This window comes from Pseudomonas sp. VD-NE ins (genome assembly GCF_031882575.1).
GTDB lineage: Bacteria > Pseudomonadota > Gammaproteobacteria > Pseudomonadales > Pseudomonadaceae > Aquipseudomonas > Aquipseudomonas fluorescens_BZ.
This window is the reverse complement of the sequence record NZ_CP134772.1, coordinates 1,414,642-1,440,223: the sequence shown is the minus strand read 5'-3', so window position 1 is coordinate 1,440,223 and position 25,582 is coordinate 1,414,642. Positions and strand designations below refer to the sequence as shown.

Sequence of the window (25,582 nt, the reverse complement as noted above, 5' to 3'; positions counted from 1 at the left end):
ATTGGGGGATGCTGCAGACTTACGCCGACCTGACAGTGCTGTGCCGAATCCGGAATCAACTCGGTTTTTCAGGTCGATGTCACTCGCCAGACACCTCGGGCGGTCCGACGTTTCGGGAGGGCTGGGGTGAGGGTGACTCTTCAAAGTCGATAGAACTTCCGGACACGCGCCAACCTCATAGCTAACAAGCCCCCCATTTCTGGTAACGACATGGACCTTGTTATCGCCCGCCCCGAAGGCCTTTATTGCCCTGCGGGAGATTTCTACATTGATCCGTGGCGCCCCGTCGAGCGCTCGGTCATTACCCATGCCCACGGCGATCATGCCCGTACCGGCAACCAGCACTACCTCGCCAGCAGCGCCAGCGAAGGGATTCTGCGCGCGCGACTGGGACAGGACATCAACCTGCAAACCCTCACCTACGGCCAGCGCCTGACGCATCACGGTGTCACCTTGAGTTTTCACCCCGCCGGGCATGTGCTCGGCTCGGCACAGGTGCGCCTCGAATACGGCGGTGAAGTCTGGGTCGCATCGGGCGATTACAAGATCGAACCCGACGGCACCTGCGCCCCATTCGAACCGGTGCGCTGCCACACCTTCATCACCGAATCGACCTTCGGCCTGCCGATCTATCGCTGGCAGCCACAGGCGCAGGTGTTCAGCGAGATCAATCAGTGGTGGGCTGCGAACATCGCCGCCGGCAAGGCCAGCGTGTTGTTCTGCTATTCGTTCGGCAAGGCTCAGCGGATTCTCCACGGCATCGACGCAAGCCTCGGCCCGATTCTCAGCCACGGTGCGGTCGAACCGCTGAACCGGGTCTACCGCGAGGCGGGCGTGTATCTGCCGCCGACGATCTACGCGGGTGATGTGAAGAAAAGCGACCCGATCATGCGTCAGGCACTGGTCATCGCGCCGCCCTCGGCCGGAGGCAGCACCTGGATGCGCCGCTTCGGCGAGTTCAGCGATGCGTTCGCCAGTGGCTGGATGCGATTGCGCGGCACGCGGCGGCGGCGCGGTGTCGACCGCGGTTTCGTGCTCTCCGATCACGCCGACTGGCCCGGCCTGCTGTGGGCCATCGAGCAGACCGGCGCGGAACGCGTGATGGTCACCCACGGTTCGATCGGCGTGCTCGTGCGGCATCTGCGCGAACAAGGTCTGGATGCCCAAGGTTTCAACACCGAATACGGCGATGACGAAGAAGAAAATATCGCTGCCGAACCGACCATCGCCGAGATGCCAGCATGAAAGCATTCGCCGAGTTGTACGCTGAACTCGACGCGACCACGTCAAGCAACGCCAAACTGGCGGCGATGCAGACTTACTTCGCCCAGGCCGAACCGCATGACGCTGCGTGGGCGGTGTACTTCCTCTCCGGTGGCCGCCCCAGGCAACTGGTGCCGGTTCGAATCCTGCGCGAACTCGCCGTTGAGATCTCCGGCCTGGAACCGTGGCTGTTCGAGGAAAGCTATCAAGCGGTCGGCGACCTGGCGGAAACCATTTCGCTGGTGCTCGCGGAAAACCCGCACAGCTCAGAGGCCGGCCTTGCCGAATGGATTGAAGACAAACTGCTGCCGCTACGCGGTGAAACCCCGGAGTTCCTGAGCCGACAACTGCCGGCCCTGTGGGCGCAACTGGACCGATCAAGCCTGATGCTGTGCATCAAATTGATCACCGGCAGTTTCCGCGTCGGCGTCTCGAAATTGCTGGTCACCCGGGCCTTGGCCTCGATGGCCGGGCTGGACAGCAAGCGCGTGGCGCAGCGTCTGGTCGGTTACACCGATCTGTCGAACCGGCCGAGCGCCGCCAGCTACCTGAAACTGATCGCCCCTGAATCCAGCGATGAACATGCCCAGCGTGGCGGTCAGCCGTATCCGTTCTTCCTCGCCCATGCCTTGTCGCAACCGGTGGAAGAATTCGAAACGCTGATCGGCCCGGCCAGCGATTGGCAGATTGAATGGAAATGGGATGGCATCCGCGCGCAAGTGGTCAAACGTGAAGGCCGCCTGTGGATCTGGTCGCGTGGCGAGGAACTGGTGACCGAGCGTTTTCCCGAATTGGATGTGCTGGTACACGGCTTGCCCGACGGCACGGTGATCGACGGCGAAATCGTCGTGTGGAAAAGCACGCATCCGCGCACTGAAGATGCCTTCGATCCGCAATCGACCGAACCTCCCGCGGTGCAACCCTTCGCCCTGCTGCAACAACGTATCGGCCGCAAGACTCTCGACAAGAAAATCCTCGAAGACGTACCGGTGGTGGTGCTCGCCTACGATTTGCTCGAATGGCAGGGCGAAGACTGGCGCAACCAGCCGCAGGCCAAACGCCGCGCGCAACTGGAGGAGGTCATCGACCGTTGTAACAGCCCGGTGCTGCTGCCCTCACCGGTGCTGACCGGCAGCGACTGGTTCGACCTCGCCCGCCAGCGCGAAGCCTCACGGCGGCTGGGCGTTGAAGGGATGATGCTCAAGGCGCGGGATTCGCTTTATGGGGTTGGCCGCACCAAGGACATGGGCGTCTGGTGGAAATGGAAAGTCGATCCGTTCAGTGTCGATGCCGTGTTGATTTATGCGCAGCGCGGCCATGGTCGGCGGGCCAGTCTGTACAGCGATTACACCTTTGCCGTGTGGGACGGTCCGCCCGAGTCCAGCCAACGCGCGCTGGTGCCGTTTGCCAAAGCCTATTCGGGGCTGACCGATGCGGAAATGCGCCAGGTCGACAGCATCGTGCGCAAGACCACCGTGGAGAAATTCGGCCCGGTGAGCAGTGTGAAGCCGAGTCTGGTGTTTGAGCTGGGTTTCGAGGGCATCGCCCTTTCGCGGCGGCACAAGAGCGGGATTGCCGTGCGTTTTCCACGGATGCTGCGCTGGCGCCAGGACAAAACCGTGGATGAGGCGGATAGCCTTGCCACCTTGCAGGATCTGCTGGCCTGACCCCTTTTTCCGGGACAGTGATTTTTTGATCGTTCCTACGCTCCGCGTGGGAATGCCTCAACGGACGCTCCGCGTTCGGCTTGGGAGGGGACGCGGAGCGTCCCGGGCTGCATTCCCACGCAGAGCGTGGGAACGATCCGCCACAAATCAGTGCAGGCTTTCTGCGATGCCCATTTCCGGGCATTCAATCGCTCTCATCTCTCCCCGCTCAACCTTTTAAAACACTTGTTCGGGACTCTGGTTCGGAAATTGCTACTTTCTATAGGTCGTACGCGTTCCAGTAACAATAATTCTGCGCCACAAGCGCTCATATTGGTTCTTAGGGATTGAATAATGAAAAAAGCATTGCTGACCCTTTCTGCACTGGCGTTGTGCATGGCCGCTGGCTCCGCGCTGGCCAAGGAATACAAAGAGCTGCGCTTTGGCGTTGACCCTTCGTACGCACCGTTCGAGTCGAAAGCGGCCGACGGCAGCCTGGTGGGCTTCGACATCGACCTGGGCAACGCGATCTGCGCCGAACTGAAGGTCAAGTGCAAGTGGGTCGAAAGTGACTTCGACGGCATGATTCCGGGCCTCAAGGCCAACAAATTCGACGGTGTGATCTCGTCGATGACCGTGACCCCGGCTCGCGAAAAAGTCATCGACTTCTCCAGCGAACTGTTCTCCGGCCCGACCGCTTATGTGTCGAAAAAAGGCTCGGGGATCACCGCAGACGTTGCGTCGTTGAAGGGTAAAACCGTCGGCTACGAGCAAGGCACCATTCAGGAAGCCTACGCCAAAGCCGTGCTGGACAAGGCCGGCGTGAAAACCCAGGCCTATCAGAACCAGGATCAGGTGTATTCCGACCTGACATCCGGCCGTCTCGACGCAGGTATCCAGGACATGCTGCAAGCTGAACTGGGCTTTTTGAAGTCGCCACAGGGCGCCGACTATGACGTCAGCAAGCCAGTCGACAACGAATTGCTGCCAGCCAAAACCGCTGTCGGTATTAAGAAAGGTAACACTGAGCTGAAGGCGCTTTTAGATAAAGGTATCAAAGCGTTACACGATGACGGCAAATACGCCGAGATTCAAAAGAAACACTTTGGCGATCTGAATCTGTACAGCGGCAAATAATGCCCCGGCGCCCATCCTCGATGGGCGCCTTTTCCATCCGCTCAGGTTGCTGATTTATGTTCGAAAACCTCTTACAAAATCTGGGGCTCTCCGCCTTCAGCCTCAAGGGTTTTGGCCCTTTGCTGTTGGAAGGCACCTGGATGACCATCAAATTATCGGCGTTGTCGCTGTTGGTGGCCGTGTTGCTCGGCCTGCTCGGCGCCAGTGCCAAACTGTCAAAAATCAAACTGGTGCGCCTGCCCGCCCAGCTCTACACCACGCTGATTCGCGGGGTGCCGGATCTGGTGCTGATGCTGCTGATTTTCTACAGCCTGCAAACCTGGCTGACGACGCTGACCGATTACCTGGAATGGGAATACATCGAAATCGACCCGTTCAGCGCCGGGGTGCTGACGCTGGGCTTTATTTATGGCGCGTATTTCACCGAAACCTTTCGTGGGGCGATTCTCGCGGTGCCGCGCGGTCAGGTTGAAGCCGCCACCGCGTATGGCCTCAAACGCGGCCAGCGCTTTCGCTTCGTGGTGTTTCCGCAAATGATGCGCTTCGCCCTGCCGGGTATCGGCAACAACTGGATGGTGATGCTCAAGGCCACCGCGCTGGTGTCGATCATCGGCCTCGCGGACCTGGTCAAAGCGGCGCAGGACGCCGGTAAAAGCACCTATCAACTGTTCTACTTCCTGGTCCTCGCCGCATTGATTTATCTGCTGATCACCAGTGCCTCGAACTTCATCCTGCGCTGGCTCGAACGCCGTTATGCCGCCGGTTCCCGGGAGGCCGTACGATGATCGAACTCCTGCAGGAATACTGGCGCGCCTTCCTTTATACCGACGGCCAGAACATCACCGGGCTGGCAATGACGATGTGGCTGCTCAGCGCCTCGATCTTCATCGGTTTTCTGGTGTCGATCCCGCTGTCGATCGCCCGCGTCTCGCCGCACTTCTACATTCGCTGGCCGGTGCAGTTCTACACCTACCTGTTCCGCGGCACGCCGCTGTATATCCAGTTGCTGATTTGCTACACCGGCATTTACAGCCTCGCCGCCGTGCGTGCGCAGCCATTGCTCGACAGTTTCTTTCGCGATGCGATGAACTGCACGATCCTCGCCTTTGCCCTGAACACCTGCGCCTACACCACGGAGATTTTCGCCGGGGCGATCCGCAGCATGAACCACGGCGAAGTCGAAGCGGCCAAGGCTTACGGGCTGACTGGCTGGAAGCTGTATGCCTACGTGATCATGCCTTCGGCGCTGCGCCGTTCGTTGCCGTATTACAGCAACGAAGTGATCCTGATGCTGCACTCGACCACGGTGGCCTTCACCGCGACCATCCCCGACATCCTGAAAGTCGCGCGGGACGCCAACTCGGCGACCTTCCTGACCTTTCAGTCGTTCGGCATCGCCGCGCTGATCTACCTGACCATTACCTTTGCGCTGGTCGGCCTGTTCCGCCTTGCCGAACGCCGATGGCTGGCCTTCCTCGGCCCGACACACTAGGCCCAGCGCAGGAATAAAGAGATAAAAAATGCGCCACCTGATCCATGACCTGCTGGCCCCGCTGCCGGGTACCGCACGACAGATCCACAGCTTCCACTTCGGCCCGGAACAGGCCAAGGGCAAGGTTTACATCCAGTCTTCGCTGCATGCCGACGAATTGCCCGGCATGCTCGTCGCCTGGCATCTCAAGCAACGTCTGGCCGAGCTGGAAGCGGCCGGGCGCCTGCGCAGCGAAATCGTGCTGGTGCCGGTGGCCAACCCGGTCGGCCTCGAACAAGTGCTGATGGACGTGCCGCTGGGCCGCTACGAACTGGAGAGCGGGCAGAACTTCAATCGCTGGTTTGTCGACCTGAGTGAAGAGATCGGCAACGCCATCGAGGGCAAGCTGAATGACGATCCGCAGCACAACCTCGAACTGATCCGCACACATCTGCGCGACGCCCTCGCCCGCCAGACCGCCAGCACGCAACTGCAATCCCAGCGCCTGATCCTGCAACGGCTGGCCTGCGACGCCGACATGGTGTTGGACTTGCACTGCGACTTCGAATCGGTGGTGCACCTCTACACCACGCCCGAAGCGTGGCCGCAGGTCGAGCCGCTGGCGCGCTACATCGAAGCGCAGGCGAGCCTGCTGGCCACCGATTCCGGCGGCCAGTCGTTCGACGAATGCTTCACGCTGCTGTGGTGGCAATTGAAGGAACGCTTCGGCGAACACTTCGAGATTCCGCTGGGCAGTTTCTCGGTGACCGTCGAGTTGCGCGGCCAGGGTGACGTTACCCATCCACTGGCCAGCCGCGACTGCCAGGCGCTCATCGATTATCTGATCCAGTCCGATGCGATCGTCGGCGAGACCAAACCGCAGCCGCCATTGCCGTTCCCCGCCACGCCGCTGGCCGGTGTGGAACCGGTGACCACCCCGGTCGGCGGCTTGCTGGTGTACACCGCCACGGCCGGGCAAGTGCTGGAGGCCGGACAGCAGATCGCCGAAATCATCGACCCGATCAACGACCGGATCACCCCTATTCATTGCACCAGCGCCGGCGTGATGTACGCCCGCTCGCTGCGACGCATGGCCACTGCCGGCATGGTTATCGCCCATGTTGCGGGCGCTGAAGCCTATCGCAGCGGCTACTTACTTTCGCCTTGAGGATGTCTGTCCCATGTACAAACTGACCGTTGAAGGCCTGCACAAAAGCTATGGCGACCATCAGGTGCTCAAAGGCGTTTCGCTCAAGGCCAAGACCGGCGACGTGATCAGCCTGATCGGCGCCAGTGGCTCGGGCAAAAGTACTTTTTTGCGCTGCATCAACTTTCTCGAACAACCCAACGACGGCGCCATGAGCCTCGATGGCCAGGCGATCCGCATGGTCACCGATCGCCACGGCATGCACGTTGCCGACGCCGATGAACTGCAACGCCTGCGCACGCGGCTGGCGATGGTGTTCCAGCATTTCAACCTGTGGAGCCACATGACCGTGCTGGAAAACATCACCATGGCCCCGCGCCGGGTGCTGGGTTGCAGCAAACAGGAAGCCGACGATCGCGCCCGGCGTTATCTGGACAAGGTCGGTTTGCCGGCGCGGGTGGCGGATCAATATCCGGCGTTTCTCTCTGGGGGGCAGCAACAGCGCGTGGCGATTGCCCGGGCGCTGGCGATGGAACCGGAGGTGATGTTGTTTGATGAACCGACCTCGGCGCTCGACCCGGAGTTGGTGGGGGAAGTGTTGAAGGTGATTCAAGGGCTGGCCGAAGAAGGCCGGACCATGATCATGGTGACCCATGAGATGAGTTTTGCTCGTAAAGTCTCCAGCCAGGTACTGTTTCTGCATCAGGGTTTGGTGGAAGAAGAAGGTGCCCCCGAAGAAGTGCTGGGTAACCCGAAAAGCGAACGCCTCAAGCAATTTCTCAGCGGCAACCTCAAATAACCATTAGTGCAAAACCCTGTGGGAGCGAGCCTGCTCGCGAATGCGGTGTGTCAGTTTACAAATCGTTGGCTGACACACCGCATTCGCGAGCAGGCTCGCTCCCACATTCGTTTTTCATCGCCGACAAAAATCAAACTTGTCCGCCCGCTTCGTGGTCACTGGAAGAACACCTCCAGAGCGCGCGCAGCCCGCAAGGCGAAATCTCCCGACCTGGCAAAAATCTGGTTCAGCGCGCGCGGCTGGAAGCCGTTCGCCTTTCAGAAACAGGTGTGGGCGGCGGTCAAAAACCGCGAGTCCGGGCTCCTACACGCCAGCACGGGCGCCGGTAAAACCTATGCGGTGTGGTTTGCGGCGCTCAATCGCTTCGCTCGCTCGCAGCCTGCCGTCGAAACAGCGCGTAAACGCAAAGCCCCCGCCGAACCGCTGACCGTCCTGTGGATCACGCCCATGCGCGCCCTCGCCGCCGATACCGCACGCGCGTTGCAAACACCGGTCGATGACCTGCAGATCCCATGGAGCATCGGCCTGCGCACCGGCGACACCAGCAGCAGCGAGCGCGCCCGCCAGAGCCGACGCCTGCCGACCACACTGATCACTACCCCGGAAAGCCTGACGTTGCTGCTTGCCCGTGCCGATGCCCAAGTGGCGCTGTCGACACTGAGCATGATCGTCGTCGACGAATGGCATGAATTGCTCGGCAATAAACGCGGCGTGCAATTGCAATTGGCCTTGGCCCGCCTGCGGCATTGGCAACCCGATCTGATCGTCTGGGGCGTGTCGGCCACCCTCGGTAATCAATCCCACGCCGAGCAAGTGCTGATCCCACAGGGCGGCGTCAGCATTCAGGGACAAAGGGAAAAATCGCTGAAGGTCGATACCCTCCTCCCACCGGCGATTGAGCGTTTTCCGTGGGCCGGACATATCGGCCTGAAGATGCTGCCGCAAGTGGTCGCCGAACTCGAGGCCTGCGCCAGCAGCCTGGTATTCACCAACACCCGGGCGCAATCGGAAATCTGGTATCAGGCGCTGCTGGAGGCTCGACCCGATTGGGCCGGGTTGATAGCTTTGCATCACAGTTCGTTGTCACGCGACACTCGCGACTGGGTTGAGAAAGCCTTGAAGGACGGCCAGCTGAAAGCCGTGGTCTGCACCTCAAGCCTGGATCTGGGCGTGGATTTCCTGCCGGTCGAGCGCGTGCTGCAAATCGGCTCGGCCAAAGGTGTCGCGCGCCTTATGCAACGCGCCGGTCGCTCAGGCCACGCACCTGGGCGAACCTCGCGGGTGACGTTGGTGCCAACGCACAGCCTTGAGCTGATCGAAGCCGCTGCGGCCCGTGATGCCGTCGAGCAACGGCGTATCGAGCCGCGACTGTCACCGCACAAACCGCTGGACGTGCTGGTGCAGCATTTGGTCAGCATGGCCTTGGGCGGTGGGTTTTTACCCGATGAGTTGTACGAAGAAGTCCGTGGCGCCTGGGCTTATCGTGACCTGACACCCGCCGATTGGGCCTGGGCGCTGGCTTTCGTACGCCACGGCGGAATGTCTCTGACGGCTTATCCGGACTATCGCCGGGTCGAACCCGACGAGCACGGCATCTGGCGCGTCCCCGATGCGCGATTGGCGCGGCGCCACCGCATGAGCATCGGCACCATCGTCAGCGACGCCAGCATCCATCTGAAATTCTGGAGCAAGGGCGGCGGTGGCAAGCAGTTGGGCAGCGTCGAGGAAGGCTTTATCGCGCGGCTCAAACCCGGTGATGGTTTTCTCTTCGCCGGGCGTTTGCTGGAACTGGTGCGAGTGGAAAACATGACTGCTTACGTCAAACGCAGCACCGCGAAGAAAGCCGCCGTACCACGCTGGAATGGTGGGCGGATGCCACTTTCCAACGAATTGGCCGAAGCCGTGGTCAGGCGCTTCAGTGCGGCGGCACAGGGTGAGTTCGTCGGCCCGGAAATGCAGGCCTTGCGACCATTGCTGGAAACCCAGATGCGCTGGTCGGGTTTGCCCACGACAGACAACCTGTTGGCCGAAGTGCTGAAGTCCCGCGAGGGCTGGCATCTTTTCCTCTACCCGTTTGCCGGGCGCCAAGTGCATCTGGGGCTGGCGAGCCTGCTGGCATGGCGCGTCAGTCAACGGCAGCCCGTGACGTTTTCCATCGCGGTGAACGATTACGGCCTGGAATTGCTCAGTGCCACGCCGATCGACTGGGCCGAGTATTTGAAGGCCGAGCTGTTCAATACCGATGATTTATTAGCGGACGTTCTGGCCAGCCTGAACGCCGGTGAACTGGCATTGCGGCGTTTTCGCGAGATCGCGCGGATTGCCGGGCTGGTCTTCACCGGCTACCCCGGCGCGCCGAAAAGCACCCGACAGGTACAGGCATCCAGCGGTTTGTTCTTCGAAGTGTTCAAACAATACGACGCCGACAACCTTTTGCTGGCCCAGGCGGGGGAAGAAGTCCTACGAGAAGAACTGGATATTCGTCGCTTGGAACAGACATTGGAGCGGATCAACGGGATGAAACTGGACGTGCATCAGCTTAAACGTCCTACACCGCTGGGGTTCCCGCTGCTGGTGGAACGCATGCGCGAAAGCATGAGTTCGGAAAAACTCGCTGACCGCATCCGACGAATGGTCGGTGATCTGGAGAATAGCGCTGACAAGGATAAATCCCCATGAGTTCAGGCTACCCGGTACGTCTGGCCGGTGAAGAACTTTGGCTCTTGCCGGAAAAAGCCCTGTACTGGCCCGCGCAACAGGTCCTGCTGATTGCCGATGTGCATTTCGGCAAAGCGGCGGCTTACCGCAGTCTTGGTCAACCGGTTCCACATGGCACCACGGCGAGCAATATCGCCGTGATTGATCGGCTGCTGACAAAGCTGCCCTGCCGCTTATTGATCTTTCTCGGGGATTTCCTGCACGGGCCCGGCTCTCATGCCCCGGGCACGCTGAGCGCGCTAGCGCAATGGCGTGCGCGCCACTCGGAACTGCCGATGACGCTGATTCGCGGTAACCATGACAAACGCGCCGGAGATCCACCTGAATCGCTGAACATCCGGGTGGTGCCGGAACCCCTGCTGCTCGGGCCATTCGCCTTGCAACATGAACCGGACCCGCATCCTGAAAGACACGTGCTGGCGGGTCATGTGCACCCGGTCTATCGGTTACATGGCAAGGGTCGGCAGAGCTTGCGCCTGGCGTGTTTCCGGCTCGGCGAGCGCATCAGTCTGCTGCCGGCATTCGGCGCCTTTACCGGCGGGTACGCGGTCGAGCGAGAAGAGAGTTGCAGAATTTTCGTCATCGGTGACAACGAAATATGGCCAGTCAGCTGAGGTCTTTGCAGATCTCAGCTGACTGGCCATTCGTTTTCAATGCAGATCAGGCAACCGGCGCCGGTGGTGGCTCGTCCGGAAGGGTCGGTTCGCCCGGTTCGGTCGGTTGTTCGTTGGGCGTATCAGGATCGGGTTGACCGGGAATTCCGCCAGCCATGCTCAGCGCCGGATGCGCCAACAAGGACCAGGCCAATACGCCAATCTGATTGGGCTCGAGCCTTGCCAGTTCGGCGGTGATTTGCGGATCGATCTTCATAGAGCACTCCTCGGCGAAGGCCCGTTTTGCCGAAAGCAAAAACGGGCAGTACACCCCATAGAGTGTCTGCCCGCCAAAGAATTCCCGCGATCTGTCGGATGGACCAATCAGGTGCGCGGCAAGGTCACGCCGCGCTGGCCCTGGTACTTGCCGCCACGATCCTTGTAGGACACTTCGCATTCCTCGTCGGATTCAAGGAAAAGCATCTGTGCCACGCCTTCGTTGGCGTAGATTTTCGCCGGCAGATTGGTGGTGTTGGAGAATTCCAGCGTCACGTGGCCTTCCCACTCAGGCTCGAGCGGCGTGACGTTAACGATGATGCCGCAACGTGCGTAGGTGCTTTTACCCAGGCAAATGGTCAGCACATTGCGCGGAATGCGGAAATATTCGACGGTGCTGGCCAGCGCGAAGGAGTTCGGCGGAATGATGCAAACGTCGCTGTGGACGTCGACGAAGCTGCCCGGGTCGAAGTTTTTCGGATCGACGATGGACGAGTTGATGTTGGTGAACACCTTGAAGTGATTGGTGCAACGTACATCGTAGCCATAGCTAGATACACCGTAAGAGATCACACGGCTGTCGTCGCTGCCGCGCATCTGGCGCTCGACGAACGGTTCGATCATGCCGTGTTCCTGCGCCATGCGGCGAATCCACTTGTCCGATTTGATGCTCATGGCGGGGTGTCCTGAATAGCGAGGTGGAAAAATTCTGTCCGGCATCTTACCGGGCGCGCCGCCGGGTTCAAAGTGCGCGGTGCAATTCTCGCCGAACACCCATGAAGTACGGGCTTTGGCGACGAACCGTCACACCGCCGATCCCGAAAACAGAGAAACCTTCGCAAGAAGCATTGGCACTTCTCGGAAACTGGGTTAAGGTGGCGTCACTGTGTTGCTTGTGTCACTGAGAATCTCTACACGATATGTTGAATTTCGATCCAACCATCTACAAGAATTTTTCCTGCTCTTTGCACTCAGTCTCGGCCAGGGTTCTTCCTGAGTCGCAGTTATCTTTGTTCAAGGAGTTACACCATGTCTAATCGCCAAACCGGTACCGTTAAGTGGTTCAACGATGAAAAAGGCTTCGGCTTCATCACTCCACAATCCGGTGACGACCTGTTCGTTCACTTCAAAGCTATCCAATCCGACGGCTTCAAAAGCCTGAAAGAAGGCCAACAGGTTTCTTTCATCGCTACCCGCGGTCAGAAAGGCATGCAAGCTGAAGAAGTACAAGTTATCTAACTTGTAGCTTCTTTAGAAAAGAGCCCCGCCCTTAAAAGCGGGGCTTTTTTGTGGGCGTCTGTTTTTCAGCTCGCAAAAAAAAGATCGCAGCCTTCGGCAGCTCCTACAGGATGTATATCAATCCTCTGTAGGAGCTGCCGAAGGCTGCGATCTTTTACTTGTGCCTTACCAGGCCACGCCGAACCCGGCGGTATAACGGGTCTTGTTCAGATCGGCATCGTTGGTGCCGCTGATGATGTCGCGCTCGGCCTTGAGGTTAAGCGATGCCCAGTCGGTGACCTTGTAACGCAGGCCCATTTCCGCATCCAGCGCGTAGTTGGCCACATCCGACAGCGGCTTGCCGATTTCACCATTGGTGAAGAACTCGACTTTCTTGCCGATCAGATAACGGTTGTAATCCCACTTCATCGCGACGGAATAGAAGTTGTCTTTGCTGCCATCGCGATACTCGTAATCGGTGCGGTTGAACAACGAGCCGAGCGAGAACGCGCCAAGCTCGTCATCCCAGAACTGGTAGCCGGGACCGGTACCGACCACGCGCTGGCGCGCCAGCTCTTCGATGTGATCACGCTTGTAATTCAGACGACCCTGCCAGAACCATTGATCCGTCAGGAAGCGGTCGAGTGCGTATTCAGCGCGCCAGTTGTCAGTGGTGGTCTCGTCGTCCTGCACTTCGCGGTTGTACTCGCCTTCGGCGGTATGACGCCAGCGACCATGACGGGCCGTGGTCTTGAAGCCGACATCGTAGTCATCGGTGTCCTTCTCGGCGCGCTGATAGTCCAGCGCCAGGTCGACATTGCCCTTCCAGACCAGATCCTCGACCACCGGTTTCGGTTTGAGAATCTGCTGAATGCTCGCCAGCTCGACGGTTTTCGGCGCCTCACCGTTGGCCAGGGTGACCTTGCCATCTTCGGCGGCCGTCAGCGACTTGGAGACTTCACCGGTATAGGCGTCCTGCTTGACCAGCAAGTGCTGATCGCTGTCCAGGGTTTTGACCTCTTTCCAGTCAATCGTGACCGCACCGGCATATTTCGTCTGGATCAACAGCTTGCCGCCATCGAACACGGTGATGGTGCCGCTCAACTTGTCACCGTTCTTCAACCAGACGGTGTCGGCAAGCAGGGGCGTGGACGCACTTAAAACAGCAAGGCACAACAAGGATCTGGACAACATAAGCGAATCGAAGGCTCAAGTTTGCGAAAAAGGTCGGCATTATCCGTAGGAATAAGACCCTGACAAGGACTGACCGGACTATTTCTGATGAGTTCATTTCTCAACTGGCTGATCACGGATTACTCTGAAAGCCATCAAACTGTTCATGCTCAGGAACCGCGTACGTGAAAGACCCGCTCGACAGCGTTGAAAACAATGCGCAAATCCGACGCACGGCGCTCTACTCGACACTCGCCCAGGTGCCCGAAGGCAAAGTGGTCAGCTATGGTCAGTTAGCCGAACTGGCCGGGTTGGGACGCGCCGCCCGCTGGGTCGGCCGCACCTTGAGCCAGTTGCCCGGCGATACCAGGCTGCCCTGGCACCGCGTGCTGGGCGCCGGCGGTCGGATCAGCCTGCCGGTGGGCAGCCCGTCCGGCGATGAACAACGGGCCCGATTGCGTATGGAAGGCATCACCGTCCTGAACAATCGTGTGGATATTCAGCGCCATGGCTGGCGTCCGGTAGAGCACAGCGGTTAGAGTGCGCGCTTTGTTTCCGCAATCTTGAGGCAGACTTCAGCCCATGCCCCGTAAAACCTGGCGCGCCGCGCTAGCCGCTTATGCCAGTCCTTCGACGCTCGTGCTGTTGTTGCTCGGTTTCGCCGCCGGCCTGCCGTACATGCTGGTGTTTTCAACGCTTTCCGTCTGGCTGCGTGAAGCCGGTGTCGCCCGTGAAACCATCGGCTACGCCAGCCTGATCGGTCTGGCCTATGCGTTCAAATGGGTCTGGTCACCTTTACTCGACCAATGGCGCCTGCCATTGCTGGGCAAGCTTGGCCGTCGCCGCTCGTGGCTGGTGCTCTCACAAGCCCTGGTGATTCTCGGCCTGATCGGCATGGGCTTCTGCGACCCGCAAAAGCACCTGTCATGGCTGATCGCTATTGCCGTTGTCGTCGCTTTCGCCTCCGCCACTCAAGATATTGCGGTGGATGCCTATCGCCTGGAAATTGCCGAAGACAACCGCCAGGCTGCACTCGCCGCCAGTTATATGTCCGGGTATCGCGTGGCCGCACTGCTGGCGACTGCCGGCGCCTTGTTTTTCGCTGAGGGCTTCGGCTCCACGGGCTTCAACTATCAGCATTCGGCCTGGGCCGGCACTTATGCGCTGTTCGGTGCACTGATGATTCCCGCGCTGCTGACCACGCTGTTCATGCGTGAGCCGCCGGTGCCGCTACGCACGCAGTTGCAGGCCGGGCGCTACACCTTCATGCATCAATTGATGTCGGTGTTTGTGCTGATCGTTCTGCTGGTCTCCGTACCGGCGATGTTCACCCAGCTCTACAACACCGATTTCGCCAGCGTGCTGTTCGGTGGCATGAGCCCACTCGATCTGCTGCTCGAAGACCGCGCCTTCCTGCGCGCCATTCTCTACACGCTGCTCACCGGCTTGTGCCTGTCGACCATGGGTCGTCGCGGCCTCGCGCCGGTGCTGACACCGGTCAACGATTTCATTCTGCGTTATCGCTGGCAGGCGTTTCTGTTGCTGGGTCTGATCGCCACCTATCGGATGTCGGACACGGTCATGGGCGTCATGGCCAACGTGTTCTATATCGATCAGGGTTTTACCAAGGATCAGATTGCCAGTGTCAGCAAGATCTTTGGCCTGATCATGACGCTCGTTGGCGCCGGCATGGGCGGTCTGCTGATCGTGCGTTTCGGCATCCTGCCGATTCTCTTTATCGGTGGTGTCGCTTCGGCGGCCACCAACCTGCTGTTTGTCATGCTCGCCGACATGGGCCCGGACCTGCAGATGCTGGTGGTCACTATCTCCCTCGACAACTTCAGTTCGGGTCTGGCGACGTCGGCCTTCGTTGCCTATCTGTCGAGCCTGACCAACCTGAAGTTCTCCGCCACCCAATACGCCCTGCTCAGCTCGATCATGCTGCTGTTGCCGCGCCTGATGGGCGGCTATTCCGGGGTCTTGGTCGAGAAATTCGGTTACCACAGTTTCTTCCTGATCACCGCCCTGCTCGGTGTGCCGACGCTGGTGCTGATCGCCCTGCACTGGTTCCAGGAAAGCCGCCGCGAAGGCCCGACGCCAACGCCCGAGCCTGTGCCGACACCGGTCGCAGAAGAATCGTAAGACGTTTCGGCAACGGCGGGAGGAATCCCGCCGTCGTGCCTCCCCACTGACCTCACGCCTGTACGTCGGCAAAACTCGCCGGTACACTGCGGAGTCATTTCCAGTCATAGCAACCGACAACGGCCAACCATGCGCACCAGTCAATTTTTGCTCGCCACACAGAAAGAAACGCCTTCCGACGCGGTCGTGATCAGCCATCAGCTGATGCTGCGCGCCGGTATGATCCGCAAACTCGCCTCCGGCCTGTACACCTGGCTGCCCATGGGCCTGCGAGTCATGCGCAAGGTTGAAGCCATCGTTCGCGAAGAGATGAACGCCGCCGGCTCTCTGGAAGTGTTGATGCCGAGCACCCAACCGGCCGAGCTGTGGCAGGAATCGGGGCGCTGGGAAGAATACGGCCCTGAGCTGCTGCGCATCAAAGACCGTCACGGTCGCGACTTCTGCGCGGGCCCGACCCACGAAGAAGTGATCACCGATCTGATGCGCAACGAGTTGAGCAGCTACAAACAGCTGCCGATCAACCTGTATCAGATCCAGACCAAGTTCCGTGACGAAATCCGCCCACGCTTCGGTTTGATGCGCGGCCGCGAATTCATCATGAAGGACTCCTACTCCTTCCACGCGGATCAAGCGTCGTTGCAGATCACCTATGACCGCATGCATGAAGCCTACTGCAATATCTTCACGCGCCTGGGCCTGAAATTCCGTCCAGTGGAAGCCGACAACGGTTCAATCGGCGGCGCTGGCTCGCACGAATTCCACGTGCTGGCCGAGTCCGGCGAAGACGATATCGTCTTCAGCAACGGTTCCGACTACGCAGCGAACATCGAAAAAGCCGAAGCCGTGCCACGCGAAACTTCGCGTGCCGCTGCGACCGAAGAGCTGCGCCTGGTCGATACCCCAGACACCAAAACCATCGCCGCGCTGGTGGAAAAATTCAATCTGCCGATTGAAAAGACCATCAAGACCCTGATCGTGCGCGCCGAAGAAGAAGGCAAGCTGATCGCGCTGGTGATTCGTGGCGACCACGAACTCAACGAAATCAAGGCTGCCCAGCAACCAGGCGTGGCCAGCCCGCTGGTCATGGCCACCGACGCCGAACTGCGTGACGCCATTGGCGCCGGCGCAGGTTCCCTCGGCCCGCTGAACCTGCCGCTGCCAATCATCATCGACCGCTCGGTCGAGCTGATGAGCGACTTCGGTATCGGCGCAAACATCGACGACAAGCACTACTTCGGCGTGAACTGGGAGCGTGACCTGCCAGTTCCAACCGTGGCTGACCTGCGTAATGTGGTTGCCGGTGACCCAAGCCCGGACGGCAAAGGCACCCTGGAAATCAAGCGCGGCATCGAAGTCGGGCACATCTTCCAGCTGGGCAACAAGTACAGCAAGGCGATGAAGTGCGAAGTGCTGGGCGAGAACGGCAAGCCAGTGACCCTGGAAATGGGTTGCTACGGTATCGGCGTTTCCCGCGTGGTGGCTGCGGCCATCGAGCAGAACAACGACGAAAACGGCATCATCTGGAGCGACACCCTGGCGCCGTTCCAGATCGCTCTGGTACCGCTGCGTTATGAAACCGAGCAGGTACGCGAAGCCACCGACAAGCTGTACGCCGAACTGACGGCGGCCGGCTTCGAAGTGCTGCTGGACGATCGCGACAAGAAAACCAGCCCGGGCATCAAATTCGCGGACATGGAGCTGATCGGCATTCCACACCGGATCGTGGTCAGCGACCGCGGCCTCGCCGAAGGCAACCTGGAATACAAGAGCCGTACCGAAGGCGAAGCGCAAGCATTGCCGGTGGCCGACGTATTGTCCTTCCTGCAGGCCCGTATCCGCCGCTGAAACCAGATAGAGACGTCATGTTCAAGCGAAACACCTTAGGCCTCGGTGGCACCGCCCTGTGCGGTGCCCTGCTGGTCAGCGGCTGTGCCAATCACATGTCACAACGCAGCGAGCACGAAGAGCGGGTCGAGCGAAAGTTGCTCGACCATAGCCTGCAAATTGATGTCGGTGAGCCTAAGGCGCTTGAGCTGCCGCAGCGACGCGTGAAGATCAACGAACAGAAGACTTTTGAAGTCACCGAGTTCGAAGTGACGCGTCGCTACGATCGCTACACGCCGTACCAGCCTTGGCGGGAGATCTACGAGATTCCGCTGGGCGCGGTGGCCGTAGTCGGTGGCGTCGGCGCCAACGTGGTCAACGTGTTTGCCCTCGGTAACCTGCCGGACAGCGTCACCAAGGACTGGCTGAGCTACGGTTTTGCCGGGCTCAACCCGTTCATGAACGTGCAGTCCAACGGTCGCGCGCAACAGAACCTCGCCGGTATCGATGAAGTCCAGCGCGACAAGCGCACGGAGTATTCGAGCCTGCCGTGGAGCGAGCGCCCGGTGCAGGTCAAGGCTGGCAAGCAGACCTTTGACATGACCACCGATCGTAACGGCGTGCTGCGTCTGAATCTGCTCGATAGCCCGTTTGCCGAAAATGATCTCAATCATGTCGGCAAATTGCAGATCAGTGTCGAAGACGCCAAGGATGACGTGCACTCGGACTCTTCGCTGATGATCAGCAGTCATCTGCGTGGCAAGTTGCTGGAAGCGCACGGGCTGATCTACGACGATCTGGAAGAAGACGAAGTGAGCCAGTGGGTGCACCGGGTCAAACGTCTGTCGGAACTAGGTCTGGAAGAAGAAGCCAGTGAGCTGGAACAAAGCCTGATCGAACTGACGCGTAACGATCCTGAATTACAGACTGAGTTTCTCAAGTCGCTGACCAAGGATGCCGGGCGTCTGGTGGCGGATCCAGGGCCGAATTAAGGCCTATTAAAAGATCGCAGCCTGCGGCAGCTCCTACATGGGAACGCATTTCTCTGTAGGAGCTGCCGCAGGCTGCGATCTTTTGCTTTTAACGGACTACCGCTCAAACAACTCCATCTGCTCAAACCCGCCGCGCAAATCCTCCAGCCTTACCCCAACCCCCAACAACCGCACCGGTTTGCCGCCGCGATTGAACGCCTGCGTCAGCATCAACTGATAACTACCCAGATCCCGCCCTGCCCCGGCCTGCTCCAGCGTCGTCTGGGTGAAATCATGAAACTTCACTTTGACGAACGGCTTGCCCGGTCGATAACTGCTGTCGATCCGCGCCATACGGGTTTTCAAGGTTTCCAGCAGCTCAGGCAATTTATCCAGGCAACTGCGAAGGTCCGGCAGATCAACATCGTAGGTATTTTCCACGCTGATTGACTGACGCCGGCTGTCGTTGTGCACCAGCCGGTCATCGATCCCACGGGCGAGGCTCCACAGTCGCTCGCCAAAGCTGCCGAATTCACGCACCAGGGCCAATTTGTCCCATTCGCGCAACTGTGAGCAATCGACAATGCCGAGCTTGCCCAATTTGTCGGCGGTGACCTTGCCGACACCGTGCAATTTGCTCACCGGCAAGCCACTGACGAAGTCCTCCACCTGGTCTGGCGTAATAACGAACAGTCCATTGGGCTTTTTCCAGTCGCTGGCGATTTTGGCCAGAAACTTGTTCGGCGCCACACCCGCAGACACGGTGATGTGCAATTGATTAGAGACCCGGCGACGGATGTCCTGAGCGATGCGCGTGGCACTGCCGCCGAAATGCGCGCTGTCCGAGACATCCAGATATGCCTCATCAAGCGACAGCGGCTCGATCAGGTCGGTGTAATCGCTGAAAATCGTGTGTATTTCTTTCGAGGCTTCACGATAGGCGTCCATGCGTGGCTTGACGATGGTCAGGTCCGGACACAATTTCAAGGCGTGCCCCGAAGCCATCGCCGAACGCACGCCATAAGCGCGCGCTTCATAGTTGCAGGTGGCGATCACCCCGCGCCGATCAGCCGAACCACCCACCGCCAGCGGCTTGCCGGCCAGACGCGGGTCATCGCGCATCTCGATGGCGGCGTAGAAACAGTCGCAGTCAATGTGGATGATTTTTCGCTGAGTCATGTCAGAAAAGGAAACGTGGCGAACCGGATCGGCAGTATCTCACTGACACCTGTATATAGCACCAGTGGTATGAATGTTCTTTCCATGCGGTAGGAAATGTCCGTTGAATTTATTTTCTCAATCGACGAGCGGCCTTCAATAGAGCTGAAAGCCTTGCCCCACCTGCCCTGCAGCGGGAAAAACACCCGATAAAAAACGCTAACCGATTGAACCTCAACAGATTTTATCCAGATTGCGGGTTGACACCCCAGCGTTCCTCTGTAGAATGCCGACACACAGACGCGGGATGGAGCAGTCTGGTAGCTCGTCGGGCTCATAACCCGAAGGTCGTCGGTTCAAATCCGGCTCCCGCAACCAAACATCAAAAAAGGCTACTCGAAAGAGTGGCCTTTTTTGTGCGCGCCTGTTTTGTCGATTGCCTCTTCTTATAAAGAGGTGATCGCCAAACAGGAATTCGTTGCATTTCCGAAACTTAACGCTCGACCTGCGACCGTTTGACGCGATTGCACACTTATTTGACCCTTTGCGGGATTAGCGGTTGACACTCCGTCGTTCGTCTGTAGAATGCCGCCACACAGACGCGGGATGGAGCAGTCTGGTAGCTCGTCGGGCTCATAACCCGAAGGTCGTCGGTTCAAATCCGGCTCCCGCAACCAAACATCAAAAAAGGCTACTCGAAAGAGTGGCCTTTTTTGTATCTGTTGAAAAAGTCCTTTCGCAACAATGATCTGTCACTGTGCAGTGAACCGCTTGGGATCTTCAGAAGTCCTCACTTGCGACTATGCTTGAGTCGCAGGCAAGGCGTCTGCAATCCAGGAACTGCCCTCGCCGATACCCGGTGAGAGGCGTAGTATTTTGTGATTATTTTTTTCTACAGGGATTGGTTACTTGGCTGGATACCTCCATCCTGTCGCGCACAATCCAAGAGGTGATTGATGCGCGCCAACTCGTCTGATCCACAAGACACCGTCACAGCGGAACATCCGATCAAACCCGAGCGTTTGCGCTTGCTGGATCGGTTGAGCAAATACCGGCAACCAATTGGTCTGGCGGTGACTTTGCTGTTGTTCGCGATTGCGCTGATTGCCTGTCGTCATCTGCTTGCCGAACTCGATCTCGATGCATTGCACGACTCGATTCTCGACGTGCCGAAACCCGCCCTGCTCGGTGCCTTCGGTGCAACCGTGGTCGGCTTCATCATTCTGCTCGGCTATGAATGGTCGGCCAGCCGCTATGCCGGCGTGACCTTGCCGCCGCGCACATTGGCGCTGGGCGGCTTCACCGCGTTTGCGATTGGCAATGCGATCGGTCTGTCGCTACTGTCCGGCGGTTCGGTGCGCTACCGTTTATATGCACGCCTGGGTCTGGGGGCGTCGGAAGTCGCGCACATGACCTTGTTCGCCAGTCTGTCGCTGGGTTGCGCCTTGCCGCCGCTGGCTGCAATGGCAACGCTGAGCGACCTGCCTGCTGCCTCTCAAGCCCTGGGTTTGTCCGAAGGTCTGCTCGGCACAGTCGCCGCTGTCGTGCTGGCGCTTGGCGCAGTACTGGCTATCGGCATCTACCGTCGGCGCCTGCCGGAACAACCGTTGCGCGACAATCTGCTGGTCAGGGTTGGCCGCCGCACGCTGCGCTTGCCGGGGCGTCGCCTGACTTTCTTGCAGCTGATCATTACCGCCCTCGACGTTGCGGCTGCCGCCACTGTCCTTTATCTGTTGCTGCCGGAAGCGCCGCCGTTTGGTGCATTCCTGCTGGTGTATCTGCTGGCACTGGCTGCCGGCGTACTCAGCCATGTACCCGGTGGCGTCGGTGTATTCGAAGCGATTCTGCTGGCCGCGTTCGCCGACAAGCTCGGTGCCGCACCACTGGCCGCCGCTCTCCTGCTCTATCGTCTGATCTATGTGGTTCTGCCGCTGTTGGTCGCCTGCGTATTCCTGCTGATCAACGAAGGTCAGCGTCTGTTCCAGACTCAAACCATGCGCGCAGCCTCCGGTCTGGCGGCACCGATTCTGGCAGTGCTGGTGTTCTTGTCCGGCGTGGTGTTGCTGTTTTCCGGGGCGACTCCGGAAATCGATACGCGCCTGGAACACATCGGCTTTCTGATTCCGCATCGTCTGGTCGACGCCTCGCACTTCGGCGCCAGCCTGATCGGCGTGCTCTGCCTGATGCTCGCTCAAGGCCTGCGCCGTCGCCTGTCGGCGGCGTGGATGCTCACCACCATTCTGTTGCTGGTCGGCGCCCTGCTCTCACTGCTTAAAGGCTTCGACTGGGAAGAAGCGACGCTGATGACCCTCACCGCAGCCTTGCTCGGTGTGTTCCGTCGCTCGTTTTATCGCCCGAGCCGCCTGACCGAACTGCCGTTCTCGCCGTTGTATCTGGTGGCCAGCCTCTGTGTGCTGGGCGCTTCGACGTGGCTGTTGCTGTTTGCCTATCAAGACGTACCTTACAGCCATCAACTGTGGTGGCAGTTCACGCTTGATGCTGACGCGCCACGTGGCCTGCGTTCGCTGCTCGGTGCCGCTGTGCTGTTGCTGGTGATCGCGCTGACCTGGCTGCTGCGCACCGCGCGCCCGGTCATTCACTTGCCGACGCCGGACGAACTCGATCGCGCGGCGAAGATTCTGATGGCCTCGTCACAACCCGACGGTGGCCTCGCGCTAACCGGTGACAAGGCGTTGCTGTTTCACCAGAACGACGAAGCCTTCCTGATGTACGCACGCCGTGGCCGCAGCCTGGTGGCGCTGTACGACCCGATCGGCCCTGGCCAGCAACGCGCCGAGATGATCTGGCAGTTCCGCGACCTCTGCGACATTCACCATGCCCGCCCGGTGTTCTATCAGGTGCGCGCGGAGAACCTGCCGTACTACATGGACATCGGCCTGACCGCGATCAAATTGGGCGAAGAAGCCCGAGTCGACCTGCACCGCTTTGACCTGGAAGCCAAGGGCAAAGAGATGAAGGATCTGCGCTACACCTGGAACCGTGGCACCCGCGACGGCTTGTCGCTGGAGATTCACGAGCCGGGTCAGGCGCCGATGGATGAGCTGAAAGTGATTTCCGATGCGTGGCTGACCGGCAAGAACGTGCGTGAGAAAGGCTTCTCCCTCGGCCGTTTCAGCGACGAATACCTGAAGCATTTCCGCATCGCGGTGATTCGCTTCGAAGGTCGCCCGGTGGCATTCGCCAACCTGCTCGAGACTTACAGCCACGACCTGGCCAGTCTCGACCTGATGCGCGCGCACCCGGACGCCCCCAAGCTGACCATGGAATTCATGATGGTCGGCCTGATTCAACACTATAAGAGTCACGGATACGCGCGCTTCAGCCTGGGCATGGTGCCGTTGTCGGGGTTGCAACCCCGGCGTGGTGCACCGCTGACCCAGCGTCTGGGCTCGATGGTTTTCCGCCGTGGTGAGCAGCTGTACAACTTCCAAGGCTTGCGCCGCTTCAAAGACAAGTTCCAGCCTGACTGGGAACCCCGTTATATGGCCGTGCCCGCCGGACTCGATCCGCTGGTGGCGCTGGCCGACACTGCTGCCCTGATCGCGGGCGGCTTGACTGGATTGGTGAAACGCTGATGATTCAACGCTCCCTGAAGTACATCCTGGCCGCACTGATCGTGCTGGCCGTGATTGCCGGCGGCGGTTTCTGGTACCTCAAACGTCCGGCACCGGAACCGACCGTCGAACAGCTCAACCCGGCCGATGGCGCCGCCATGACCCGCGTCATTCCCGGCACCAAGCCCAAGGCGCAGGTGCTGGTAGCCGTCAACGACGACCAGAAACTCTCTGAAAAACAACTGACCACCCTGAGCCGCAGCGCCTCGGCGCAGATCGTTCAGGTGATTCTGCCGAAAGACTGCCTGCTGCAAAGCCGCGCCCTGCAATCGGGCCTGCGTGAACTGAATGGCCCGGCCACTCTGGTCAGCGGCATCGGCCCGGGCGCTGTGCTGGCCTGGCGCTGGTTGGCTGAACAGAAAGACGACAAGGCCCAAGCCATTTCCGTGGATCTGGCCCTGGAAAAAGGTGGCTGCACCCACCTGCTGCCGAAATCCGCCGCCCACGGCCACTGGCTGGCAGCCTGGAACGACAACCCGGACGACGCCAGCGCAGGTTTCGTGCGCGACCAACCGAACGCCGAAACCAGCATCAGCGACTACGACATCAACCTGCCGCAAGTGCTGAACAACGAACTGCGCAAGATCCTCGTCGGCGGCGACAAGGCCAACGGCGGTCTGGCGATTCCGGTGGTTGAAGTGCCGGCCGGTCAGGCCAAAGACACCGTGACCCTGTTCCTCTCCGGAGACGGCGGCTGGCGCGATCTCGACCGCGACGTGGCGGGCGAGATGGCCAAGATCGGCTACCCGGTCGTCGGCATCGACACCCTGCGCTACTACTGGCAGCACAAGAGCCCGGAGCAAAGCGCACTGGACCTGACTGAGCTGATGCAACACTACCGGCAGAAATGGGGCACCAAGCGCTTCATCCTCACCGGTTATTCGTTCGGTGCTGACGTATTGCCAGCGATCTATAACCGCCTGCCAGACACCGAGCAGCAACGCGTCGACGCAATCATCCTGCTGGCCTTCGCCCGCACCGGCAGCTTCGAAATCGAAGTCGAAGGCTGGCTGGGCAACGCCGGCAAAGAAGCCGCCACCGGCCCGGAAATGGCCAAACTGCCAGCGGCGAAGGTTGTGTGCATCTATGGTGAAGAAGAGACCGATGAAAGTGGCTGCACCGACAAGACGGCAGTCGGCGAGGCGGTGAAACTGCCTGGCGGCCACCACTTCGACGAGAACTACCCGGCGCTGGCCAAGCGTCTGGTGGACTTGATCGAGAAGCGTCAGAGCAAGGACTCGGTCGCCGAAGAGTGATCTGAGCCACGCCCATAAAAAGCCCCCGCAACTTCGCAGTTGCGGGGGCTTTTTACATCTCGGACGATGAACCCACTCCCCTGTAGGAGTGAGCCTGCTCGCGATAGCGGAGTATCAGCCACCTATTTGCCAACTGACACACCGCTATCGCGAGCAGGCTCACTCCTACATGGGAATTGCGCTGGACTCAAATAATCGTTAGTCCCGGCAAGCGTATCTTGCTCGCATATCGTCATGACTGATCGCTTGAGCCGGATCGAGGTTGATCAATCGTTCCATCGCTTCGGCTTCAATTCGAAGGTTCTCGAGATCATCATGCTTTTCTTGTTCCGATGATGCCGTCATACCTGCCTCGCTCATTTGCACACGCCAGTTCGTGTCAGACGTTTAGTATCGTTTACTTCCAGTCTCGCAATATCAGATGACGCCCACAGACCTTGTAGGCAAACTCCGAAACTCGTGTTTGGACGCTTTGCCGCTCTGTTGCGCTGTTTTTTGACGGGATACTCTCCGGACGTCGCTGACCCATTCAGCGATCGGGTGTGGTAACCCGGTCAGGCAAAGTGCAACAGTGCCTCCATCACGACATCAGGCGTTCTTTTACGCCTGTAATTCACTGTCATGGCAGCTGTACGTGGGAGACCTTCGGGTCTGCCGGTTTCTTTGCTCTCCCGGTTTACCACCCTGCGTACAGCTGCCACCCATTCGTGTGGTAACGAATGAGGCAGTTCCTCGTTTTAGGGAGTAAAACAATGAGCAAAGAAATTCCGTCAACGCCTTCAGACCTTACAACCATCGGCTTCACCCCTTTCCTCTACAACGCGGATCAAGCGTTCTTCAATGTCCGCGCCAGCATCCCGATCATCGATGCCTTGTCCCAATCCTCCGACCTGCTATCCCTCGCCAAATCCTTCGCCGAGGATGCTGCCTTCATCAGAGACACCGACCGCCATGCCTGGGCTGCGCATTACCTGACCATGATGGGCAAAGCCTTGATTGATGATGTGATCCAAGCGCTGATCCCACGACCTGCTCGCACAAAGACCGAATCCGAAGAAGAATTGCCTGAAAGCCACTAACACCACAGAACCCTTGCTCGCGAATGCGGTGGATCAGCCACCACATGTCTCGACTGACACTCAGCCTTCGCGAGCA

22 protein-coding genes and 2 tRNA genes are annotated in these 25,582 nt (G+C 59.4%); 19 read left to right on the top strand and 5 right to left on the bottom strand.

The genetic code is table 11. The annotated features are described in order from the left end of the window. Window positions 1-210: 210 nt before the first annotated feature. The 9 genes from RMV17_RS06225 (at window position 211) to pdeM (ending at window position 10,795) form a co-directional block, all read left to right on the top strand. Window positions 211-1,245 carry a ligase-associated DNA damage response exonuclease gene (locus RMV17_RS06225; protein WP_034154963.1) on the top strand — a complete coding sequence of 345 codons (1,035 nt, stop codon included), beginning with the start codon at window positions 211-213 and terminating at the stop codon, window positions 1,243-1,245. Next, window positions 1,242-2,930 (top strand): ATP-dependent DNA ligase, encoded by a 1,689-nt coding sequence (locus tag RMV17_RS06220; RefSeq protein WP_311886019.1) that lies wholly within the window; start codon window positions 1,242-1,244, stop codon window positions 2,928-2,930. The genes RMV17_RS06225 and RMV17_RS06220 overlap by 4 nt, the downstream gene beginning before the upstream one ends. Before the next feature lie 333 nt (window positions 2,931-3,263). Then, entirely contained in the window at window positions 3,264-4,046 is a 783-nt protein-coding gene (locus RMV17_RS06215) for a transporter substrate-binding domain-containing protein (RefSeq protein ID WP_008083900.1), read from the top strand. 56 nt (window positions 4,047-4,102) lie between these two features. Further along, window positions 4,103-4,831, top strand: a complete 729-nt coding sequence (locus RMV17_RS06210) for an ABC transporter permease (RefSeq protein WP_311886018.1) — start codon at window positions 4,103-4,105, stop codon at window positions 4,829-4,831. After that, complete coding sequence (locus RMV17_RS06205; protein WP_034154960.1) at window positions 4,828-5,538, top strand: ABC transporter permease; 711 nt, start codon at window positions 4,828-4,830, stop codon at window positions 5,536-5,538. The genes RMV17_RS06210 and RMV17_RS06205 overlap by 4 nt, the downstream gene beginning before the upstream one ends. Before the next feature lie 28 nt (window positions 5,539-5,566). Next, entirely contained in the window at window positions 5,567-6,685 is a 1,119-nt protein-coding gene (locus RMV17_RS06200) for a succinylglutamate desuccinylase/aspartoacylase family protein (RefSeq protein WP_034154959.1), read from the top strand. A 13-nt stretch (window positions 6,686-6,698) separates the two neighbouring features. After that, window positions 6,699-7,463, top strand: a complete 765-nt coding sequence (locus RMV17_RS06195; RefSeq protein WP_007918612.1) for an ABC transporter ATP-binding protein — start codon at window positions 6,699-6,701, stop codon at window positions 7,461-7,463. A 210-nt stretch (window positions 7,464-7,673) separates the two neighbouring features. Next, entirely contained in the window at window positions 7,674-10,142 is a 2,469-nt protein-coding gene (locus RMV17_RS06190) for a ligase-associated DNA damage response DEXH box helicase (protein WP_311887021.1), read from the top strand. Continuing rightward, a complete protein-coding gene (gene pdeM / locus RMV17_RS06185) occupies window positions 10,139-10,795 on the top strand; it encodes a ligase-associated DNA damage response endonuclease PdeM (protein ID WP_311886017.1) in 657 nt (218 codons plus the stop codon). Before RMV17_RS06190 ends, pdeM begins: the two co-directional genes overlap by 4 nt. Window positions 10,796-10,841: 46 nt before the next feature. Here the strand turns inward: pdeM and RMV17_RS06180 are convergent, their stop codons facing one another. Next, entirely contained in the window at window positions 10,842-11,051 is a 210-nt protein-coding gene (locus RMV17_RS06180; RefSeq protein ID WP_095119221.1) for a hypothetical protein, read from the bottom strand. Window positions 11,052-11,158: 107 nt separating this feature from the next. After that, window positions 11,159-11,725: a dCTP deaminase gene (gene dcd, locus RMV17_RS06175; RefSeq protein ID WP_007918616.1), complete on the bottom strand. Its 567-nt coding sequence runs from the start codon at window positions 11,723-11,725 to the stop codon at window positions 11,159-11,161. A 354-nt stretch (window positions 11,726-12,079) separates the two neighbouring features. Between dcd and RMV17_RS06170 the strand changes: the two genes are divergently transcribed. After that, complete coding sequence (locus RMV17_RS06170; RefSeq protein ID WP_002554837.1) at window positions 12,080-12,289, top strand: cold-shock protein; 210 nt, start codon at window positions 12,080-12,082, stop codon at window positions 12,287-12,289. 165 nt (window positions 12,290-12,454) lie between these two features. Here RMV17_RS06170 and RMV17_RS06165 read toward each other — a convergent pair whose 3' ends face one another. Next, a complete protein-coding gene (locus RMV17_RS06165; protein WP_034154954.1) occupies window positions 12,455-13,462 on the bottom strand; it encodes a DUF481 domain-containing protein in 1,008 nt (335 codons plus the stop codon). Between the two features lie 164 nt (window positions 13,463-13,626). Here RMV17_RS06165 and RMV17_RS06160 point away from each other — a divergent pair, with 164 nt between their 5' ends. The 4 genes from RMV17_RS06160 (at window position 13,627) to RMV17_RS06145 (ending at window position 18,399) form a co-directional block, all read left to right on the top strand. Then, entirely contained in the window at window positions 13,627-13,980 is a 354-nt protein-coding gene (locus RMV17_RS06160) for an MGMT family protein (protein WP_311886016.1), read from the top strand. A gap of 43 nt (window positions 13,981-14,023) precedes the next feature. Continuing rightward, on the top strand, window positions 14,024-15,583 hold the full coding sequence (locus RMV17_RS06155) for an AmpG family muropeptide MFS transporter (RefSeq protein ID WP_311886015.1): 1,560 nt from the start codon (window positions 14,024-14,026) through the stop codon (window positions 15,581-15,583). Window positions 15,584-15,712: 129 nt separating this feature from the next. Further along, on the top strand, window positions 15,713-17,428 hold the full coding sequence (locus RMV17_RS06150) for a proline--tRNA ligase (RefSeq protein WP_034154951.1): 1,716 nt from the start codon (window positions 15,713-15,715) through the stop codon (window positions 17,426-17,428). Between the two features lie 17 nt (window positions 17,429-17,445). Continuing rightward, the gene (locus RMV17_RS06145) at window positions 17,446-18,399 is read left to right on the top strand and encodes a hypothetical protein (RefSeq protein ID WP_311886014.1); all 954 of its coding nucleotides are present in this window, start codon (window positions 17,446-17,448) and stop codon (window positions 18,397-18,399) included. Between the two features lie 96 nt (window positions 18,400-18,495). Here RMV17_RS06145 and dinB read toward each other — a convergent pair whose 3' ends face one another. Beyond that, complete coding sequence (gene dinB, locus RMV17_RS06140) at window positions 18,496-19,557, bottom strand: DNA polymerase IV (RefSeq protein WP_077571383.1); 1,062 nt, start codon at window positions 19,555-19,557, stop codon at window positions 18,496-18,498. Window positions 19,558-19,837: 280 nt separating this feature from the next. On the opposite strand from dinB, the gene RMV17_RS06135 reads away from it, so the two are divergent. The 4 genes from RMV17_RS06135 (at window position 19,838) to RMV17_RS06120 (ending at window position 24,427) form a co-directional block, all read left to right on the top strand. After that, a tRNA-Met gene (locus tag RMV17_RS06135) sits at window positions 19,838-19,914 on the top strand. Between the two features lie 222 nt (window positions 19,915-20,136). Then, window positions 20,137-20,213: transfer RNA gene (locus tag RMV17_RS06130), tRNA-Met, on the top strand. Between the two features lie 279 nt (window positions 20,214-20,492). Continuing rightward, window positions 20,493-23,132, top strand: a complete 2,640-nt coding sequence (gene mprF / locus RMV17_RS06125) for a bifunctional lysylphosphatidylglycerol flippase/synthetase MprF (protein WP_311886013.1) — start codon at window positions 20,493-20,495, stop codon at window positions 23,130-23,132. Continuing rightward, a complete protein-coding gene (locus tag RMV17_RS06120; RefSeq protein WP_236431268.1) occupies window positions 23,132-24,427 on the top strand; it encodes a virulence factor family protein in 1,296 nt (431 codons plus the stop codon). The genes mprF and RMV17_RS06120 overlap by 1 nt, the downstream gene beginning before the upstream one ends. Before the next feature lie 198 nt (window positions 24,428-24,625). Here RMV17_RS06120 and RMV17_RS06115 read toward each other — a convergent pair whose 3' ends face one another. Continuing rightward, window positions 24,626-24,787, bottom strand: coding sequence for a hypothetical protein (locus RMV17_RS06115; protein ID WP_311886012.1), 162 nt, complete (start codon window positions 24,785-24,787; stop codon window positions 24,626-24,628). 392 nt (window positions 24,788-25,179) lie between these two features. On the opposite strand from RMV17_RS06115, the gene RMV17_RS06110 reads away from it, so the two are divergent. Beyond that, on the top strand, window positions 25,180-25,506 hold the full coding sequence (locus RMV17_RS06110) for a DUF3077 domain-containing protein (RefSeq protein ID WP_311886011.1): 327 nt from the start codon (window positions 25,180-25,182) through the stop codon (window positions 25,504-25,506). Window positions 25,507-25,582 lie beyond the last annotated feature (76 nt).

What these genes read in the sequence shown, in the direction of transcription:
- dinB (WP_077571383.1), bottom strand. Translation starts at nt 19,557, where the DNA reads ATGACTCAGCGAAAAATCATCCACATTGACTGCGACTGTTTCTACGCC.
- RMV17_RS06145 (WP_311886014.1), top strand. Translation starts at nt 17,446, where the DNA reads ATGTTCAAGCGAAACACCTTAGGCCTCGGTGGCACCGCCCTGTGCGGT.
- RMV17_RS06225 (WP_034154963.1), top strand. Translation starts at nt 211, where the DNA reads ATGGACCTTGTTATCGCCCGCCCCGAAGGCCTTTATTGCCCTGCGGGA.
- pdeM (WP_311886017.1), top strand. Translation starts at nt 10,139, where the DNA reads ATGAGTTCAGGCTACCCGGTACGTCTGGCCGGTGAAGAACTTTGGCTC.
- mprF (WP_311886013.1), top strand. Translation starts at nt 20,493, where the DNA reads ATGCGCGCCAACTCGTCTGATCCACAAGACACCGTCACAGCGGAACAT.
- RMV17_RS06195 (WP_007918612.1), top strand. Translation starts at nt 6,699, where the DNA reads ATGTACAAACTGACCGTTGAAGGCCTGCACAAAAGCTATGGCGACCAT.
- RMV17_RS06170 (WP_002554837.1), top strand. Translation starts at nt 12,080, where the DNA reads ATGTCTAATCGCCAAACCGGTACCGTTAAGTGGTTCAACGATGAAAAA.
- RMV17_RS06180 (WP_095119221.1), bottom strand. Translation starts at nt 11,051, where the DNA reads ATGAAGATCGATCCGCAAATCACCGCCGAACTGGCAAGGCTCGAGCCC.
- RMV17_RS06200 (WP_034154959.1), top strand. Translation starts at nt 5,567, where the DNA reads ATGCGCCACCTGATCCATGACCTGCTGGCCCCGCTGCCGGGTACCGCA.
- RMV17_RS06210 (WP_311886018.1), top strand. Translation starts at nt 4,103, where the DNA reads ATGTTCGAAAACCTCTTACAAAATCTGGGGCTCTCCGCCTTCAGCCTC.
- RMV17_RS06215 (WP_008083900.1), top strand. Translation starts at nt 3,264, where the DNA reads ATGAAAAAAGCATTGCTGACCCTTTCTGCACTGGCGTTGTGCATGGCC.
- RMV17_RS06110 (WP_311886011.1), top strand. Translation starts at nt 25,180, where the DNA reads ATGAGCAAAGAAATTCCGTCAACGCCTTCAGACCTTACAACCATCGGC.
- RMV17_RS06120 (WP_236431268.1), top strand. Translation starts at nt 23,132, where the DNA reads ATGATTCAACGCTCCCTGAAGTACATCCTGGCCGCACTGATCGTGCTG.
- RMV17_RS06115 (WP_311886012.1), bottom strand. Translation starts at nt 24,787, where the DNA reads ATGAGCGAGGCAGGTATGACGGCATCATCGGAACAAGAAAAGCATGAT.
- dcd (WP_007918616.1), bottom strand. Translation starts at nt 11,725, where the DNA reads ATGAGCATCAAATCGGACAAGTGGATTCGCCGCATGGCGCAGGAACAC.
- RMV17_RS06165 (WP_034154954.1), bottom strand. Translation starts at nt 13,462, where the DNA reads ATGTTGTCCAGATCCTTGTTGTGCCTTGCTGTTTTAAGTGCGTCCACG.
- RMV17_RS06150 (WP_034154951.1), top strand. Translation starts at nt 15,713, where the DNA reads ATGCGCACCAGTCAATTTTTGCTCGCCACACAGAAAGAAACGCCTTCC.
- RMV17_RS06155 (WP_311886015.1), top strand. Translation starts at nt 14,024, where the DNA reads ATGCCCCGTAAAACCTGGCGCGCCGCGCTAGCCGCTTATGCCAGTCCT.
- RMV17_RS06205 (WP_034154960.1), top strand. Translation starts at nt 4,828, where the DNA reads ATGATCGAACTCCTGCAGGAATACTGGCGCGCCTTCCTTTATACCGAC.
- RMV17_RS06220 (WP_311886019.1), top strand. Translation starts at nt 1,242, where the DNA reads ATGAAAGCATTCGCCGAGTTGTACGCTGAACTCGACGCGACCACGTCA.